This window comes from Rhizobacter sp. (assembly GCA_019635355.1).
Lineage (GTDB): Bacteria > Pseudomonadota > Gammaproteobacteria > Burkholderiales > Burkholderiaceae_C > Rhizobacter.
In genome coordinates, this window is the sequence record JAHBZQ010000001.1 from 1989567 (window position 1) to 2005783 (window position 16217).

A 16217-nucleotide genomic window follows, 5' to 3' on the forward strand; every position below is an offset into this window, starting at 1 on the left:
CCAAGATGAATGCACACCATTGTCCGACTCTGCCCACCTGGATCTCCTTGGCGCCATGAAGAATCTTGCGACCTGCAGTGTCACCGAGCGCGCGCTGACCACCGCGCAGCATGCAACGAGTCGATCAGGCGGCGACCTTGCGTTCCTTGAACGGCGCCTGGTAGAGCCACAGCCGGCGCCCATCGGCGCACTCGTGCACCGCGGTCGGCTGCAGGTCGGTGGCCTCGAACTCGAGGCTTGCCATCCACGCACCGCAGCGCAGCTCGCGCATCGCCTTGCGCACCGCGCGCGGCATGCTCTCTGGGCGCTGGAAGAGGTAGACCATCGCGTAGGGCGTCCAGTCGGCTTTCCAGATGTCGGCGCGCTTCACGCGGGCGGGCACGTGCAGCCACTTGCAGCGCAGGGCGCAGGCCAGGCGCAGGGCCCAGCTCCACTCCAGGCCTTCGAGCCGCGCTTGCGGAAACTGGGTGTGCAGCTCGCGCAGCGCATCGCCCATGCCGCAACCGGCATCGACCACGCGCGGGCTCTCACCGTCGAGCCACACGGTGCGCGAGAGGCCTTGCAGCGCGCCGCTGGGCGTGGGGAACATCGGCGCATCACGCCAGGTGTGCAGGGGGTACAGCGCGAAGAGCGCGAGCAGCGGCAGCAGCCAACCCCAGGCGGGAATGCCGCCGGCCATGCCGGAGGCCAGCACCGAGAGCGGGAAGCCGACGGCGATGAAGACACGCCGCCAGCGGCGCACGCTCAGCAGGCTGAGCACGGCGCCTGCGGCGGTGGCGAGCAGCAGCGCGGCCCAGTCACGCGCGTCGAGCGCGCGCAGGCCGAGGAAGAGGGCCCAGCACAGCGCCCAGACGAGCAGTGCGGGCAGCGGCCACATTTAGAAGTTGAACGCGAGGCGCAGGCCGCCCCAGTGCTTGCCGTTGACCGTGATCGGCGCGGCGCACTCTTTCAGCAGCACGAACTTGCCACCGCCCATGTCGCGGCGATACGTCTGCAGCAGGAACGGGCGCTGGTTGCGCGCCGACGCCAGGCCGGTGCGGTCGTTGAAGATGCGGCGGTAGCGGCTGTTGGCGGTGTCCCACACGAGGTCGCCGCGCTGCGGGTTGCAGTAGACCTTGTTGTGCGTGGCCACGTAGCCGTTGCGGTCGACCGAGATGCAGAAGACGATCTTCTTGTCGGCCTGCAGCACACGCTCCTGCACCTGCGGAAACAGGCGGTCGGCGAGCGCGATGAAGCGCGTGGTGTGCTGCGGCGGGTTGGTGCCCGCGATGGGCTGGTACTGCTCGTCGAAGAGCTCGGCCTCGCCGATGGTGCCGGTGCGCAACGCATCTTCGAGCAGCTTCGAGATCTGGCCGGCGGCTTCTTTCGCCAGCGCGATGAAGGGTGTGTCTTCGGTCTCGATGCCGCACTCGGCCACGACCTCGATCATGTGCTCCGACACCTTGAGGAAAGACTCGCTGCGCACGAGCGTGGCCTGCAAGGCAGTGCCGGTCTTGCGCATCTCGCCTTCGATCTCGGCCATCTGTGCATTGAGCCCGGTGCACACCTCGCGGCTGTGCTGGGCGGCGGTGGTGATGCTGCCCACGCCCGACTCCAGATCGGCCAGCGCACGCTGGAAGGCACCCTGCTCGGCCGCGCTGGCACTGGCCTGCGAGCGGATCTCGCGCGCGAGCGCGTCGATGCGCGAGTCGAGCTCGCCCACCGTGCTCATGATGGCCTTGGAAGAACTTTCCACCTTGCCCGCCAGCTCGCGCACCGCGTCGGCCACCACGCCGAAGCCGCGGCCCGCATCGCCGGCACGCTTGGCCTCGACCGACGCGTTGAACGCCACGAGCCGCGTCTGCAAGGCGATCTGCGTGATCTCGCCGACCGCATCGGCCACCTGGCGCAGGGTGTCGACGATGCCGACCACCTCTTCGCCCACGCCTTCCACGGCCTGGCGCGCACGCGCCATCGCATCGCGGCTGCCGGCGGCCACGCCGCCGATCTCTTCCTGCGCCTGGGTGACGCTTCTCACCTGCTCGGCCAGGGCCGCCACGGCCTTGGCCTGGCGCTCGGCGCCCTTGGTGGTGTCGTCGAGCTGGCCGCGCACTTCGGCCGCCTCGCGGCCCATGTTCGACGCCTGCCTGCTGATCGAATGCACCGCAGCCCGCAGGTCGGCGGCGCTCGGGGCGTCGACGACGGCGGGCTCGGTGGCGCGCTCGGTGGCGGCTTGCGCCACGGGCTTGTCGGCGCGGGCCGACCTGAACACCTGGAACATCTACACCCCGCTCACCACTCGCGCAGCTTCACGCGCAGCCGGGCGATCGACTGGCTGTGCAACTGACACACACGCGATTCGGTGACCTTCAGCACCGCCGCGATTTCCTTGAGGTTCATGTCGTGCTCGTAGTACATGCTCATCACGTACTGCTCGCGCTCGGGCAGGTTCTTGATGCCTTCGACCAGGGCTTCGCGCATGCGCTGGTCTTGCAGCTGGGCGAGCGGGTTGAAGCTCTCGTCGGCCACGTGGCGGTCGAGGTAGTCGTTGTCGCCGTCGTCGCCCGACATGTCTTCCAGGTACACGAGCTGGGTGCCGCGCACCTTGCCGAGCAGCTCCTGGTATTCGGTGAGCGTGACACCCATCTCGCGGGCGATCTCACTTTCGGCGGGCGCGCGGCCGAGCTTCTGCTCGAGCTTGTGCACCGCGCTCTCGATGCTGCGCTGCTGCTTGCGCACGCCGCGCGAGAGGTAGTCGTTGCCGCGCAGCTCGTCGAGCATGGCGCCGCGGATGCGCTGGGTGGCGAAGGTTTCGAACTGCACGCCCTGCGCCGCGTCGAAGCGGCTGAGTGCGTCGGTGAGCCCGATCATGCCGACCTGGATCAGGTCGTCGAGCTCGACGTTGGCCGGCAGCTTGGCGATCATCTGGTGGGCCAGGCGGCGCACCAGCGGGCTGTACTGCTTGAGCATCGAGTTGACGTCGAGTTGGCCTTTGGCGGTGTACATGTTTCTCGGCTCCGAGCGGTCAATTCAGGACGTATTGCGCGTTCTCTTGCGAGTTCAACGCGGTATGCAGGCCACGCGCGCCGACGTGGGCGCCGGGCGCCTGCATCAGCACATCGCGGGCCCAGCGGCGCAGCGCGCTGGTGGGCGCTTCGCGGGCATCTGAGGCGGGGTCGATCTGCAGCCAGTCGCGCAGCACGGCCCCGAGGAAATCATCGGCACAGGTCGCCAGCTGGATCGCGATGCGCTCGGCGCGCGGCGAGCTGGGCGAGGCGCACAGCAGCAGGTCGAACACCACCAGGCCGGCGCGCTGGTTGAGCAGCTTCATCGCGGCGTAGGCGTGGGTCACGGCGGAGGGCCGGTCGTCGGCCAGCAGCAGCGGGCGGGCTTCGCTGCGGGCGAACATGCGGCACAGGTCGGCTTCGGTCGCGTGCACCAGCACCACGTCGGCGTGGGGCGCGGCGTCGGCCACGGCATGCAGGAAGCTCGCGGTGGAGCCGGTCGCATCCACATAGCGCACCGGCAGGCCGCGCGCGGCGAGGTAGGAAACTTGCGCCGACAGCGTCTCCACGCATTCGGCGAGGTCGAGCAGGGCGAGCTCTTTCGGGGCCGGGGCACGATCAGAGGCGTCGATCACCATCACATGCGCACCGTGCTCGGCGAAGGCGGTGCACAGCCGCTCGAGCATCACGCCGCCGAAGGCGACGTGCGGGTTGGCCACCACCGGCACGAAGCGCACGCGGGCATGCGCAAACATCTGCCGCAGGCCGGCGGCCTGGTCGGTGGGGAACGAAGAATCGTAGGCGTCGTACATGTGAGGTCGAGGCGCTCTGGTAATCGGTCAGGTCAGGCGTGCAGCGAAGACGAACGCGGGCGCTGCGCTTGCTGGCGCGCCGTGAAGATCAGGTTCACGTCGGCCGCTTCCACGCGGTAGGCGGGGTTCACGTTGGCGCGCAGCGCGCGGTGCACGAGCGCATGGGCCGACAGGCGGTGCCAGTCTTCGGGCACACGCTGGCCGTTGGCCACGCCCACCACCTTGAGCTTGTGGCGGATCAGCGCGTCGAGCGCGGGGGCGAGCTTCACGGCTTCGTCCATCTTCGACAGGATCAGCCCGCGGCAGGTGGCCGCGTGGTACGAAATCATCACGTCTTCGATCGTCTCGCCTTGTGCGGCGGCGTTGATGACGAGCAGCTTCTGGATCGAGCGGTGCGCCAGCATCTCCAGCAGCTCGCGGGTGCGGGTGTCGCGCTGGGCCATGCCGGCGGTGTCGATCAGCACCATCTTCTTGGAGGCCAGCAGTTCCAGCAGGTCTTCGAGCGAGGCGCGGTCGTGGGCGGTGTGCACCGGCACGCCGAGGATGCGGCCGTAGGCGCGCAGCTGTTCGTGGGCACCGACACGATACGCGTCGAGCGTGATCAGGCCGAGGTTGTTGGCGCCATGCTTCGAAGCGAAGGCGGCGGCGATCTTGGCGGCACTCGTCGTCTTGCCGACGCCGGTGGAGCCGATCAGGGCAAACACGCCGCCCTGGTCTTCCAGCGCGTGCTCGGCTTCGCCGGTGATGAGGTTGCGCTCCAGCACGTTGGCGGCCCAGGCGGTCTCGTCGGCCACATCGGTGGGCAGGCTCTCGACGAGCTTGCGGGTGAGCGCGGGCGAGAAGCCGCAATCGAGCAGCTTCTGGATCAGCTGGGCCTGCGCCGGGTGGCGCTGCATCTTCTCCATGAAGGCGAGCGCGCCGAAGCGGTCTTCGATCAGGCCCTTCATCGAGCGCAGCTCGTTCATCATGTCCTGCTGCTCGCGGCGCGCGGCGGCCAGGTTGACGGCGCTTTGCGTGTCGGCCAGCGAGGGCACGGCCACGGGCTGCTGCATCACCGGCTGGGGCATGGCTTGCGGCTGTTGCGCGGCGCGCACTTCTTCACGCAGCACCGGCGGCTCGCGCATCTGGCTGCGCGGCTGGGCGGGTGGCGTCACGATGGCGAGGTTGGGGGCGGCCTTGGGCGGCTGCGGCACGCTGCTGCGGGCGGCCAGGCGCTGCTCGAGCGCGCTCGGCAGGTCGGGCTCGATGTCTTGCCGCGAATCCATGAAGCCCTGGCGGGAATCCGCAAAGTCCTGGCGCGAGTCTTCGAAGCCGGGCTCCTGGCCACGGCCCTGCGCATTCATCGCGGCCTGGCGGCGCTTGAGCATGCGCTCGCGCACGTAGTCCTGGAACGAAAGCGTGCTCATCGACAGGCGGGCCACGTCGTCCTGCACGTCGTCGTTGATGACAGGCGCTTGTTGCCGCGGAGCGGCAGCCTGGGCCGGGGCGGCCTTGGGCGTCGGCTTGGCGGCTGGGCGAGCCGGCTGCTGGGGTGCGGCGGTGCGCGCGGCCACCGAGGTGGCCGACAGGCGCTCGATCTGCTGCACGCTCTCGGGCGCCATGGCCAGCACTTCCACGCCTTCGGGGCAGGGCTTGGTCGACAACACCACGGCGTCTTCGCCGAAAGCCTGGCGCACCAGGGTCAGGGCGTCGCGCGAGGTGCGCGCAGTAAAGCGTTTGACGTTCATGGGTTGCTCCGCGTCGCCGGGCCCGAAAGGAAGGCCTGGCAGTGCATCAAGTGTGTAAGAGGGTGTGCCGTGACGGTCTGGCGATCAGCGCACCGAAACCCGGTCATTTGGGGTGATCCGGAGGGCAGTCGGGAGAAGCGTTGAAGGACAGTCATGTGCACGGCGCGACCTGGTTTTTCGCCAAGCCATTGTTCCGGGACGCCTCTCGGACTTGAGCGGAATGAAAGGGGCGGAAGCCGCCCAATTCCGGTCAGACCGGGGGCATGAGGAACGGGGGTGAATGCCCCCTTCGCCAACGGCCGGTCGGGCGACCGGCCGGGTGCGCATCACACGATGCGCACTACGGCACAGTTTTCCGGCCAGGGCGGCCGGAATGCGCTGGAAGCAGCGCGCGAGAAACGGAAAGGCCCCTCAGGGCCCGACCGTGATGCGGCCGACGCTGAAGTCGACCGTGCGGCTTGCGCTGCCGCTCAGCGTGGGGTCGCTGACCTCGATGGCGGCGACGGCGGGCAGCACGCTCGCGATCGATTTGCCGCGGGCCTCGCAATAGCCCTCGGGGCGGAAGGCCGACAGCGGCACCGCCACTTCGCGCAGCGCTACGCTCACGGACACGGTGGTCACCGGGTAGCAGCCGGACGCACGCGTGGCCGGGTCGTCGCCGAGCACGCGCAGGCGCAGCTGGGTGGCCGTGGCCGAGGCGAGTTGCAGCCGCAGCTGGCGCAGCGCGGTGAGGTCGCTCGTCTTGCCGGCCGGCCCCGGCGTGGCCAGGAATCCGATGCCGGCCCAGGTGCTGCCCTTCTGCGGCCACACCGTGCCGGTGACGCGGGCCACGCCGTCGATGACCTTCACATCGTCGACGCGGGCATCGCCTTCCTTTTCCGAATAGGCGAAGGTCTCGTGCAGGCCGCCCTGCGCCGTCGCGCCGGCCGGCGCGGGCACGGCGAACACCAGCGGGGCCGGTGTCGCGTCGGTCGGCGTGGGCTGGGTCGCGCTGGCGGCGGGGCCGGGGTCGCCTAGGGTCGCACAGCCGGTGACGAGGGCGATCGCGGCCAAGGCGATGCCGCCCCGCGCGCCGAGGCGCTTGGTTGGGGTGCTCATGTCGTGTGTCTCCTTCTGTATGTATCTAGTGCGCAGTGATCAAGGCGCACGCTGCAACTTCACCACCGCCATCGAACGCGCCGGCAGGGTGAGTTCACGGCCGGTGGGCAAGGTGCCGAAGTCGGCCTCGTTTTCCACGATGCCGGCATCGAAGTACTTCGCCTGCTGCACCTGCCAGCCGGCGACGTCGAGCGCCACGCGCAGCGGCGCGGTCTGGGTGTTGAGCAGCAGCACCTGCATCGTGTTGCCGTCGCGCACGGCGTGCGACCAGAGCCGCGCATCGCTCGAATCGGCCTGCACGAAGCGCCCCTCCAGGCCATTGAGCAGGCGGAAGGCGTAGTAGGTGGGGCGCGGCACGCCGGCGTTGTCAAGCAGGCCGTGGAAGCCGGTGCCCTGGTAGGCGAAGTAGTGCGCCATGTCCACACCCTGGCGGGCCAGTCGCAGCGCCGTCTCGGCGGCCCACAGGCCCGCGGGCATGTCGGCCAGGAAACGCGGCCGGTCGGTCTTCCACGACAGGCCGTATTCGGTCACCGCGATGGGCAGCTCGCGGGTGTGGCCGAGCGGGTTGTGGCGCGGGTCGCGCAGGGTGGCGCGCACCGAGCGGAGGGTCGCATCGACCTGCGCCACGCTCGCGAGCGCCGCCTCTTCGCTGCCGTCGCCTTCGGTCGGGTAGATGTGATACGACACCACGTCGACCACGTCGCCGCACAGCTCGACGAAGCGCTCGAGGAAGCGCATCGGCGCCGCGTGGATGCCCGAGACGGCCGGCCCCACCACCTTGATCTGCGGGTCGACCGCCTTCACCGCCTGGGCCTGCGCGCGGAAGACCTCGCAGTAGCGATCGGGCGTCCAGCTCTTGTCGCCGCGCGTCACGGCGTAGAGATCGGGCTCGTTGCCGATCTCCCAGTGCCGCACCTTGAGCCCACGCTCGCGCGCCATGCGCACCGCCGAGGCGGCGTCTTCGGGGCGGGTGGCCGGCACGCGGTCCACACGGCCGGCGAACACACGCGTCTGGATCACGAGTTCGGGCGAGCCCTTCACCAGCGTGAGCAGCGAGCGGAACGCGTCCAGCGTGCCGGCGTCCATGTCCTGCTCGTCGCCGATGTTGCCGCCGGGAAAGCGCAACGACGCGGCCGGCGTGAGCGCCAGCGCTTCGCCGTGGTCGACCATCGACATCCAGTTGCCGAAGTTGTAGCCGCGGGTCACGGCCGGGTTGACGGCGAGGCCCGCCTGGTCGGGGTTCACGGTCACGCGTGCGTCGACCTTCGCCGCCTGCGGCGTGGGCGCCGCACATCCACCCAGCAACGCGACCGCCACGGTCCACACCCACACGCTCTTCATCATGGTCTGTGCCTTCATGCCACGCACCCGCCTTCCTGGATCAGCCGGCGGTACCAATGGAAACTCTCCTTCGGCGTGCGCGCCAGGGTGTCGAAGTCGACGTGCACGAGGCCGAAGCGCATGCCGTAACCGTAGGCCCACTCGAAGTTGTCCATCAACGACCAGGCCATGTAGCCGCGCAGGTCGCTGCCGGCGCGCACCGCGCGGTCGAGCGCGATCACGTGGCGGCGGAAGTATTCGATGCGTGTCGCATCGTCGATCACGCCCTGGTCGTCGGGGCCGGTGTTGTCGCAGGCGCCGTTCTCGGTGATGACGATGGGCGGGTTGCCGTATTCATCGCGGATCCACGAGAGCACCTTGTAGAGGCCGTCGGCGAAGATGTTCCAGTCGATGTCGGTCTTCTTGAAGCCGGGCACGTCGACCGACTCCAGCCGGCGCAGCTGGTGGATCTGGCGCGCCACCTCGTCGTGCGGCGGCTCGCCGGGTGGCGCCTCGCGCGTGTAGCAGCCCGAGTAGTAGTTGATGCCGAGCAGGTCGGTGGGCTGGGCGATGGTGGCCATGTCGCCGTCTTCCACCGGCGGGTGAATGCCCAGCGCGGCGTAGCCCGCGAGCATCTCGGCCGGGTAACGCCCGCGGTACAGCGGGTCGAGGAACCAGCGGTTGAACCAGGCCAGGCCCCGCTCGCACGCCGCCACATCGGCCGGGTGCTGGGTGTAAGGCTCGTGCCACTCGACGTTGGGCGCGAGGCCGATGCGGCCGGCAAACTCGCCGCGCCGGAACTCCTTCACCGCGAGCCCGTGCGCGAGCAGCAGGTGGTGGGCCACCGTCACGGCACGCCCGAGGTCGCGCTCGCCCGGTGCGTGCACCCCATAGGCGTAAGAAAGGAACGACGCACACCACGGCTCGTTGATGGTGAACCAGACCGGCACCTCGTCGCCCAGCGCCTCGAACATCGCGCGCGCGTAGAGCGCGAAGTCGGTGGCGCAGCGGCGCGACATCCAGCCGCCTTCGTCCTGCAGGGCCTGTGGCAGGTCCCAGTGGTAGAGCGTGGCCATCGGCTGGATGCCGGCCTCGCGCAGCAAGCGCACCAGGCGCCGGTAGTAGTCGACGCCAGCGGGGTTGAGCGGGCCGCGGCCCGCGGGCATCACACGCGACCACGAGATCGAGAAGCGGTACGCCTGCACGCCGAGCTGGCGCAGCAGCGCCACGTCTTCCTCGACACGGCGGTAGGAGTCGCAGGCGCGATCGCCGGTGTCGCCGTTGGCGACGCGGCCGGCAGTCTTGGCGAAGGTGTCCCAGATGCTGGGCGTGCGGCCGTCGGCATCGGCGCTGCCTTCGATCTGGTAGGCCGAGGTGGCAGCGCCCCAGAGGAAGCCGGGTGGAAATCGGAAGTGGTCGGGTTGCATGCCCGTGACGATAGCGAGCCGTGCAAGCGCTTGCAATGACAGCGCCGTGCCGTTCTTGCGAAGCGTGTCAGGGGAAGCGAGATGTGCCCATGACGAGACACCCGGCCATCGGCCCATAAGCAAGCGCTATCATGAAACTTCACTGAAACCTCGCAACCGATGGCCTCCAAGATCACGCTTGAAGAAGTGGCACGCCTGGCGGGTGTCTCCACCAGCACCGTGTCGCGCCACCTGAATGGCACCCACTTCGTGGCCGGCGAGAAGGCTGCGGCCATCGAGCAGAGCATCCAGCGGCTGAACTACCGGCCCAACCTGGTGGCGCGCGGGCTGGCACGTGGCCGCACGCTCACGGTCGGCGTACTCACGCAGGAGATCGTGAGCTCCTTCTTCAACGAAGCCATGCGCGGCGTGGAAGACGGCCTGATCGGCCACGAGTACGACGCCATCTTCGCCAGCACCCACTGGGAGCGTGACGACGAGGCCAAGCGCCTCGCGTCGATGGAGGGGCGGCGCGTGGACGGGCTGATCCTCATCCACCCCGGCATTGACGACGCCACGCTCGACCGCCACGCGCAGAGCGTGCCCATGGTGGTGGTGGGCCGCCAGGTGAATTCGCGCTTCGTGCATTCGCTCGCCTTCGACCACGGCCTGGGCGCGCAGCAGGCCATGCAGCACCTGTTGGAGCTCGGCCACCGCCGCATCGCCTACATCGGCGGCCCATCGGGCCGCGACGACGCCGACCAGCGCTTTCTCGCCTACCGCGCCGCCCTGCAGTCGGCCGGCATCGGGTTCGACCCGCGGCTCGTGGCACCTGGCAACTACGTCGAGGCCGGCGGCCTGAGCGCAATGACGCTGCTGCTCGACCGCGGCCTGCCCTTCTCAGCCGTCTTCTGCGCCAACGATGACTCGGCCTACGGCGCGATGCTCGCGCTGCACCGCCGCCAGCTGCGCGTGCCCGACGACGTGTCGGTGGTCGGCTTCGACGACGTCGCCCACTCGGCCTATTGCGTGCCGCCGCTCACGTCGGTGAAGCAACCGCTGCGCGAGCTGGGGCGCGAAGCGGCCAACGCGGTGGTCGCCCTCATCGACGGGCGCAAGCCTCCGCGCGGCCCGATGGCCCGGCTCGAGCTGGTGGTGCGTGAGTCCACACGCGCGCTGCCGATGAAGCAGGGCAAGGCAGCACCTGCTGCAGCGCGCAAGAAGGCCACGGCGCGACGGGCCTCGTGACCACGCTCCGTTCGGGCTGACCCTTCGACAGGCTCAGCGCGAACGGAGGTGGGGCGCCTACCCGCCGCAAGCCGCCCCCGCCTGCCAAATCTTGCGGTTTCGCACGGGGTTCGTCCGCAGTGACACGCCTCGAAGCCGACTTCTACACTGCCGTGCAAGCGCTTGCATGAACCGGCAGCGCGTCTCGCCAACGACACGGAGAAGACATGAAACTCGCCACCCGACTCGGCCTCGCGGCCACCCTGGGCCTCGCCTCGCTGGCCTTGCATGCACAGACGGTGCTCACCGTCTCGTCGTTCAAGGACCTCGACCGTTCGGTGCAGGCCGCCATTCCGCTCTTCAAGAAGGCGCGGCCCGACGTGGAGGTGAAGCTCATCTCGCTCGGCTACGGCGACCACCACAACGCGATGACCACCGCGCTCGCCACCGGCGCCAACCTGCCCGACGTGATGGGCCTGGAAATCGGCTTCGTGGCCAAGTTCGCCGAAGGCGGCGGCCTGGAAGACCTGGCCAAGCCGCCCTACAACGCCAACCCCCTCACCGACCGCTTCTTCAAGTTCGCCGCCGCACAGGGCACGAGCCGCAGCGGCTTGCGTGCGGCCATCCCGGCCGACATCGGCCCGGGCGCCCTCTTCTATCGCAAGGACATCATGGACAAGGCCGGCATCACCGAAGCCGACCTCACCAAGTCGTGGGACTCGTTCATCGACGCCGGCCAGAAGCTCAAGGCCAAGAGCAGCACCTACCTGATCCCGCACGCCGCGGCCATCAAGGACATCATCCTGCGCTCGGGCCTGAAGGACGGCGAAGGCATCTACTTCGACGACAAGGGCGCGGTGCTGGTCGAGTCGCCGCGCTTCGTGACGGCCTTCGAGACCGCCAAGCGCGCCCGCGCCGCCGGCATCGACGCCAAGGTCGGCGCCTGGAGCAACGAGTGGAGCGAAGGCTTCCGCCGCGGCACCGTGGCCACCGAGATGATGGGCGCCTGGCTCGCCGGCCACCTGAAGAACTGGATTGCGCCCGACACGCGCGGCAACTGGCGCTCGGCCAGCCTCCCCGGCGGCGTGAACGCCTCGTGGGGCGGCTCGTACTACGCCATCCCCAAGGGCGCGAAGAACAAGGCCCTCGCCTGGGAGTTCGTGAAGTTCATGACGACCAACCGTGAGGTGCAGATCGCCGCGTTCCGTGAGCTCGACGCCTTCCCCGCGCTCATCGAAGCCACCAACGATCCCTTCGTCGACCAGCCGGTCGAATTCCTCGGCAACACCCGCGCTCGCCAGCAGTGGAAGGCCACTGCCCAGAAGATCCCCGCGGTCGACGTGGACCGCCTCGACCCGGTGGCGGCCGAGGTGATCACCGCCGAGTTCGACAAGGTGCTCGAACAGGGCAAGGACGTGAAGCTCGCCCTGGCCGACGCCCGCAAGGCCATCGAGCGCCGCATCCGCCGCTGAGGTGGCGAGGCTTCTTCCACTCAGCAGGCCACGCCTCTTCCCCATGTCCGCCGTACTCCCCGTCGTCGCGCCACCGCCGGCGCCTCGCCGCAGGCGGCGCCTGAAGCCGTGGCACTGGATGCCCTACGTCTTCGTCGCGCCGTTCTTCATCCTGTTCCTGTGCTTCGGGCTCTTCCCGCTGCTGTTCTCGGCCTACGCCTCGTTCTTCCGTTGGGAGATCGCGGCGGGCCTGGGTGGCATGAAGTGGGAAGGATGGGGCAACTACCTCTTCGTGCTGCAGCTCGACGGCCTGCCCTGGGGCAGCGTCTTCAGCACGAGCTTCTGGGCCGAGCTCTATGCGCGCGACTTCTGGCGCGCCATGGCCAACACCTTCTGGCTCGGCATCGCCGCGGGCCTGCCGCAGCACCTGGTGGCGATCCCGCTCGCGTACTTCATCCACACGCAGTTCCGCCGGGTGCGCAACCCGGTGATCTCGATGTACTTCCTGCCGTACATCACCAACACGGTGGCGATCACGCTCGTCTTCTCGTCGCTCTTCTCGCGCGACTTCGGCGTCATCAACCAGGTGCTCACCGGCCTCGGCCAGTGGCAGGTGATGGGCGTGCACCCGCTCGCCTGGCTCTTCCCCACCCAGAACATCGACTGGGGCCGGCCCGAGTACACCCGACCCATCGTCGCCTTCATCGTGTGGTGGCGCTTCGTGGGCTGGAACACGGTGCTGTACCTGTCGGCACTGCAGACCATCCCGAAGGATCTTTATGAAGCCGCGACGGTCGACGGCGCGGGCACCTGGCAGCAGTTCCGCTACATCACGCTGCCGCTCCTGCGGCCCATGATGCTCTTCGCCGTGACGCTCACCATCATTGGCAACCTGCAGCTCTTCGAAGAGCCCTTCGTGCTCACCGGTGGCAGCGGCGGTGTCGGCCAGGTGGCCGAGACGGTCGCGATGCAGATGTACAAGGTCGGCCTCACCGATGGCGACTTCGGCACCGCCTCGGCGGTGGCCTGGCTCATGTTCATGGTGATCGCCGCGCTCACCTGGCTCAACAACCGCTACCTCGTACGCAAGGACTGAAGATGTCCACCCTCGCCTCTTCCCTCCCCGCGGCCAGCGCCGCACCGGCTCCGCGGCAGCGCCGCAAGCCGGGGCGCCTCAACCCTTCGCAGTGGCTGCCGCATGCACTGGTGCTCGTCGGCGCGCTGATCATGCTCGCGCCGTTCTACTTCATGTTCGTCTTCGCGACGCACACCAACACCGACATCCTCTCGGTGCCGCCGCCCATCTGGTTCGGCGATGCGCTCTTCGACAACCTGAACGAGCTCGTCGCACAGCGCCCGATGTTCTGGCGCAGCGTGGGGTTGTCGCTTTGGATCGCGAGCGCCTCCACCGTGCTCAACCTCTTCCTGTGCTCGCTCGGCGGCTACGGCTTCTCGATGTACGAGTTCCCGGGGCGCGACAAGCTCTTCGCCGCGCTGATGGCCACCATGCTGCTGCCGGCCTTCGTGGGCATGATCCCCTACGTGCTGATGATGAAGGAGCTGGGCTGGCTCAACAGCACGCGCGCGCTCATCATCCCCGGCGCCTGCTCGGCCTTCGGCATCTTCCTCATGCGCCAATACATCGGCTCGGCCGTGCCCCGCGAGCTGGTGGAGGCCGCCCGCATGGACGGCTGCGGCGAGTTCGGCATCTACTGGCGCGTGGTGCTGCCGCTCATCGGCCCGGCCATGGGCACGCTGGGCCTCGTGACCTTCATCGGCTCGTACAACAACTTCGTCGGTGCGCTGCTGGTGATGAGCGACATGGAGATGTTCACCGCGCCGCTCGTGCTGCGCTCGCTGCAGGGCACCGGGCAGACGCCCTGGGGCGCCATCAGCGCCGGCTCGGCGGTCACCGTGCTGCCGCTGCTCGTGCTCTTCATCCTCTACTCCCGCCGTTTGATCGAAGGCCTGACCGCAGGCGCCGTCAAGGGCTGACCTCCACAGAAAAGAAGTCGTCACCATGACCTCCATGAGCCTCATCGGCATCGAGAAGCAGTACGCCTCGGGCCCGCGCGTCCTCCACGGCATCGACCTCGAGATCGCTTCCGGCGAATTCATGGTCTTCGTCGGCCCCTCGGGCTGCGGCAAGACCACCCTCTTGCGCTGCATCGCCGGGCTGGAAGAGATCGACGCCGGCCGCATCCTCGTGGGCGACCAGGAAGCGCAGGACCTCTCGCCCGTGCACCGCGGCGTGGCGATGGTGTTCCAGAACTACGCGCTCTATCCGCACATGACGGTGGCCGAGAACATCGGCTTCGCGCTCAAGTTCACCCAGATGGCCAAGGCCGAGCGCGCACAGGCGGTGCAGCGCGCCGCCGAGATCCTGCAGATCGTGCCGCTGCTGCAGCGCAAGCCGAAAGAACTCTCGGGCGGCCAGCGCCAGCGTGTGGCGATCGGCCGCGCCATCGTGCGCCATCCGAAGGTGTTCCTCTTCGACGAGCCGCTGTCGAACCTCGACGCCGCGCTGCGCGTGCAGATGCGCATGGAGCTCGCGCGCTTGCACCGCGAGCTGGGCACGACCATGGTCTACGTGACGCACGACCAGGTCGAGGCGATGACGCTGGGCACCCGCATCGCCGTCTTCAACGGCGGGCGCATCGAGCAGGTCGGCCGGCCGATGGACCTCTACCGAGACCCGGCCACGCAGTTCGTGGCGGGCTTCCTGGGCTCGCCGCGCATGAGCCTGCTCACCGCCACCGCCACGGCGATGAACGACGGCGTGCACCTGTCGCTCGGCGACGCCGGCGCGCTGCACCTGCCCGGCACCTCGCTCACCGGCAACCCGCGCGAGGTGACGCTGGGCGTGCGGCCGGAGCACTTCCGCCTCGCCCCGCGCGACGCCGGCCTGCGCGCCACCGTCGACCAGGTCGAGCACCTGGGCGACTGCGACATCGCCTACGCGCGGCTGGCCGGCCGCGAAGACATCGCCACCGTCAAGCTGCCGGCCTCGCATGCGGCGCTGTCGCCGGGCGATGCCGTCTGGCTGCAGGCCGACGCCGACCAATGCCATGTGTTCGATCCGCAAGGGCGGGTGGTCAACGCACGCTGAAGCCGGTCTACGTGGTTGCAAACCATGCCCAGCACGCCACCCCCTCCGTTCGGGCTGAGCCTGTCGAAGCCCTGCGCTGCACTTCGACAGGCTCAGTGCGAACGGAGGGTGGCGTAGAGCCCACCACCGAACCGCTCTCGCCCCAGGAGGAATGACGATGACCGCTTTCGCATCAGCCCCACTTCCACTTGCCCCGCGGCCATCGAACGCCTGTGCGCCGCTGCCCCCGGTGCCCGGCCACCACGTGCACCGCATCGAAGCCGTGCTCGACCACGTCGACAGCCACCTCGCCGACGACCTGCGACTGGAGACGCTCGCGCGGCTGGCGGCCATCTCCCCTTTCCACTTCCACCGCCTCTTCCTCTCGTGGACGGGCGAGACGCTCAAGGCCTTCGTGCGCCGCCGCCGGCTCGAGAGCGCCGCCGGCCGCCTGCGCCACTGCCCCGACGAGAAGATCACCTTCATCGCGCTCAACTGCGGCTTCGCCTCGCCCGAGGCCTTCGCACGCGCCTTCCGCGAGCACTTCGGCATGACGCCCAGCGTGTGGCGCAGCGGCGGCTGGGTCAACTGGCACACGCCGGTCCACGATCGCGGCACCGCGCCGCCACCGGCGGTCGAGGTGCGCCGGCAAGAGCCCGCCGAGTACCTCTTCATGCGCGCACGCGGCGACTACCGGCGCGCCGCCTACGAGCTCTGGGAGCGCTTCCTTCCGGTCGTGCACAGCCTGGGCCTGGGCGACCAGCCGCTCGCCTTCATCGGCCTCGACGACCCCGCCATCGCCGGCCCGGACAACTGCCGCATGGACGCCTGCGTCGAGCTGCCTGCGGACTGGCGCGACCCGGGCGTGCGCCTGCCGCGCCACCGCGTCGGCGAGCGGTGGATCGCCACGCTCCCCTTCGACGGGCCCGCCTCCGACATCACCCTCGGCTGGCACAGCCTGCTCGACGAATGGCTGCCGCACTCGCCCTTCACCATGGGCGAAGGCCACTTCTTCGAGCGCTACGAGCCGCGCGCCGGTGTGCCCGGCATCCCGCTCGTGCGCTGCGAGCTGTGCATGCCGGTGCAGCCGCGCCCGCTCTGACC

14 protein-coding genes are annotated in these 16217 nt (G+C 69.1%); 6 read left to right on the plus strand and 8 right to left on the minus strand.

Annotated elements, in window-relative coordinates; all coding sequences use genetic code 11:
* Positions 1 to 124: 124 nt before the first annotated feature.
* The 8 genes from KF892_08850 to KF892_08885 all read right to left on the minus strand — a co-directional run bounded on the left by KF892_08850 (position 125) and on the right by KF892_08885 (position 9368).
* Positions 125 to 877, minus strand: coding sequence for a class I SAM-dependent methyltransferase (locus tag KF892_08850; GenBank protein MBX3625105.1), 753 nt, complete (start codon positions 875 to 877; stop codon positions 125 to 127).
* Complete coding sequence (locus KF892_08855; GenBank protein MBX3625106.1) at positions 878 to 2260, minus strand: chemotaxis protein; 1383 nt, start codon at positions 2258 to 2260, stop codon at positions 878 to 880. It lies immediately after the preceding gene.
* 11 nt (positions 2261 to 2271) lie between these two features.
* Positions 2272 to 2985: an RNA polymerase sigma factor FliA gene (locus KF892_08860; protein ID MBX3625107.1), complete on the minus strand. Its 714-nt coding sequence runs from the start codon at positions 2983 to 2985 to the stop codon at positions 2272 to 2274.
* Between the two features lie 19 nt (positions 2986 to 3004).
* Positions 3005 to 3796: a flagellar biosynthesis protein gene (locus KF892_08865; protein MBX3625108.1), complete on the minus strand. Its 792-nt coding sequence runs from the start codon at positions 3794 to 3796 to the stop codon at positions 3005 to 3007.
* Positions 3797 to 3828: 32 nt separating this feature from the next.
* Positions 3829 to 5523 (minus strand): flagellar biosynthesis protein FlhF, encoded by a 1695-nt coding sequence (gene flhF, locus KF892_08870; GenBank protein ID MBX3625109.1) that lies wholly within the window; start codon positions 5521 to 5523, stop codon positions 3829 to 3831.
* A 411-nt stretch (positions 5524 to 5934) separates the two neighbouring features.
* Positions 5935 to 6621, minus strand: coding sequence for a hypothetical protein (locus KF892_08875; protein ID MBX3625110.1), 687 nt, complete (start codon positions 6619 to 6621; stop codon positions 5935 to 5937).
* Between the two features lie 39 nt (positions 6622 to 6660).
* On the minus strand, positions 6661 to 7980 hold the full coding sequence (locus KF892_08880; GenBank protein ID MBX3625111.1) for a hypothetical protein: 1320 nt from the start codon (positions 7978 to 7980) through the stop codon (positions 6661 to 6663).
* Positions 7977 to 9368 (minus strand): beta-glucosidase, encoded by a 1392-nt coding sequence (locus KF892_08885; protein MBX3625112.1) that lies wholly within the window; start codon positions 9366 to 9368, stop codon positions 7977 to 7979. Before KF892_08885 ends, KF892_08880 begins: the two co-directional genes overlap by 4 nt.
* 159 nt (positions 9369 to 9527) lie before the next feature.
* On the opposite strand from KF892_08885, the gene KF892_08890 reads away from it, so the two are divergent.
* The 6 genes from KF892_08890 (at position 9528) to KF892_08915 (ending at position 16215) form a co-directional block, all read left to right on the plus strand.
* Positions 9528 to 10595, plus strand: a complete 1068-nt coding sequence (locus KF892_08890; protein MBX3625113.1) for a LacI family DNA-binding transcriptional regulator — start codon at positions 9528 to 9530, stop codon at positions 10593 to 10595.
* A gap of 206 nt (positions 10596 to 10801) precedes the next feature.
* A complete protein-coding gene (locus KF892_08895; GenBank protein ID MBX3625114.1) occupies positions 10802 to 12046 on the plus strand; it encodes an extracellular solute-binding protein in 1245 nt (414 codons plus the stop codon).
* Between the two features lie 43 nt (positions 12047 to 12089).
* Positions 12090 to 13121: a sugar ABC transporter permease gene (locus KF892_08900; GenBank protein ID MBX3625115.1), complete on the plus strand. Its 1032-nt coding sequence runs from the start codon at positions 12090 to 12092 to the stop codon at positions 13119 to 13121.
* Between the two features lie 2 nt (positions 13122 to 13123).
* Positions 13124 to 14020, plus strand: a complete 897-nt coding sequence (locus KF892_08905; protein ID MBX3625116.1) for a carbohydrate ABC transporter permease — start codon at positions 13124 to 13126, stop codon at positions 14018 to 14020.
* Positions 14021 to 14045: 25 nt separating this feature from the next.
* The gene (gene ugpC, locus KF892_08910; GenBank protein ID MBX3625117.1) at positions 14046 to 15134 is read left to right on the plus strand and encodes a sn-glycerol-3-phosphate ABC transporter ATP-binding protein UgpC; all 1089 of its coding nucleotides are present in this window, start codon (positions 14046 to 14048) and stop codon (positions 15132 to 15134) included.
* Positions 15135 to 15291: 157 nt separating this feature from the next.
* Complete coding sequence (locus KF892_08915; GenBank protein MBX3625118.1) at positions 15292 to 16215, plus strand: helix-turn-helix domain-containing protein; 924 nt, start codon at positions 15292 to 15294, stop codon at positions 16213 to 16215.
* Positions 16216 to 16217 lie beyond the last annotated feature (2 nt).

Coding starts and splice junctions, on each gene's coding strand:
- KF892_08850 (MBX3625105.1), bottom strand. CDS start 877: ATGTGGCCGCTGCCCGCACTGCTCGTCTGGGCGCTGTGCTGGGCCCTC.
- KF892_08855 (MBX3625106.1), bottom strand. CDS start 2,260: ATGTTCCAGGTGTTCAGGTCGGCCCGCGCCGACAAGCCCGTGGCGCAA.
- KF892_08860 (MBX3625107.1), bottom strand. CDS start 2,985: ATGTACACCGCCAAAGGCCAACTCGACGTCAACTCGATGCTCAAGCAG.
- KF892_08865 (MBX3625108.1), bottom strand. CDS start 3,796: ATGTACGACGCCTACGATTCTTCGTTCCCCACCGACCAGGCCGCCGGC.
- flhF (MBX3625109.1), bottom strand. CDS start 5,523: ATGAACGTCAAACGCTTTACTGCGCGCACCTCGCGCGACGCCCTGACC.
- KF892_08875 (MBX3625110.1), bottom strand. CDS start 6,621: ATGAGCACCCCAACCAAGCGCCTCGGCGCGCGGGGCGGCATCGCCTTG.
- KF892_08880 (MBX3625111.1), bottom strand. CDS start 7,980: ATGAAGGCACAGACCATGATGAAGAGCGTGTGGGTGTGGACCGTGGCG.
- KF892_08885 (MBX3625112.1), bottom strand. CDS start 9,368: ATGCAACCCGACCACTTCCGATTTCCACCCGGCTTCCTCTGGGGCGCT.
- KF892_08890 (MBX3625113.1), top strand. CDS start 9,528: ATGGCCTCCAAGATCACGCTTGAAGAAGTGGCACGCCTGGCGGGTGTC.
- KF892_08895 (MBX3625114.1), top strand. CDS start 10,802: ATGAAACTCGCCACCCGACTCGGCCTCGCGGCCACCCTGGGCCTCGCC.
- KF892_08900 (MBX3625115.1), top strand. CDS start 12,090: ATGTCCGCCGTACTCCCCGTCGTCGCGCCACCGCCGGCGCCTCGCCGC.
- KF892_08905 (MBX3625116.1), top strand. CDS start 13,124: ATGTCCACCCTCGCCTCTTCCCTCCCCGCGGCCAGCGCCGCACCGGCT.
- ugpC (MBX3625117.1), top strand. CDS start 14,046: ATGACCTCCATGAGCCTCATCGGCATCGAGAAGCAGTACGCCTCGGGC.
- KF892_08915 (MBX3625118.1), top strand. CDS start 15,292: ATGACCGCTTTCGCATCAGCCCCACTTCCACTTGCCCCGCGGCCATCG.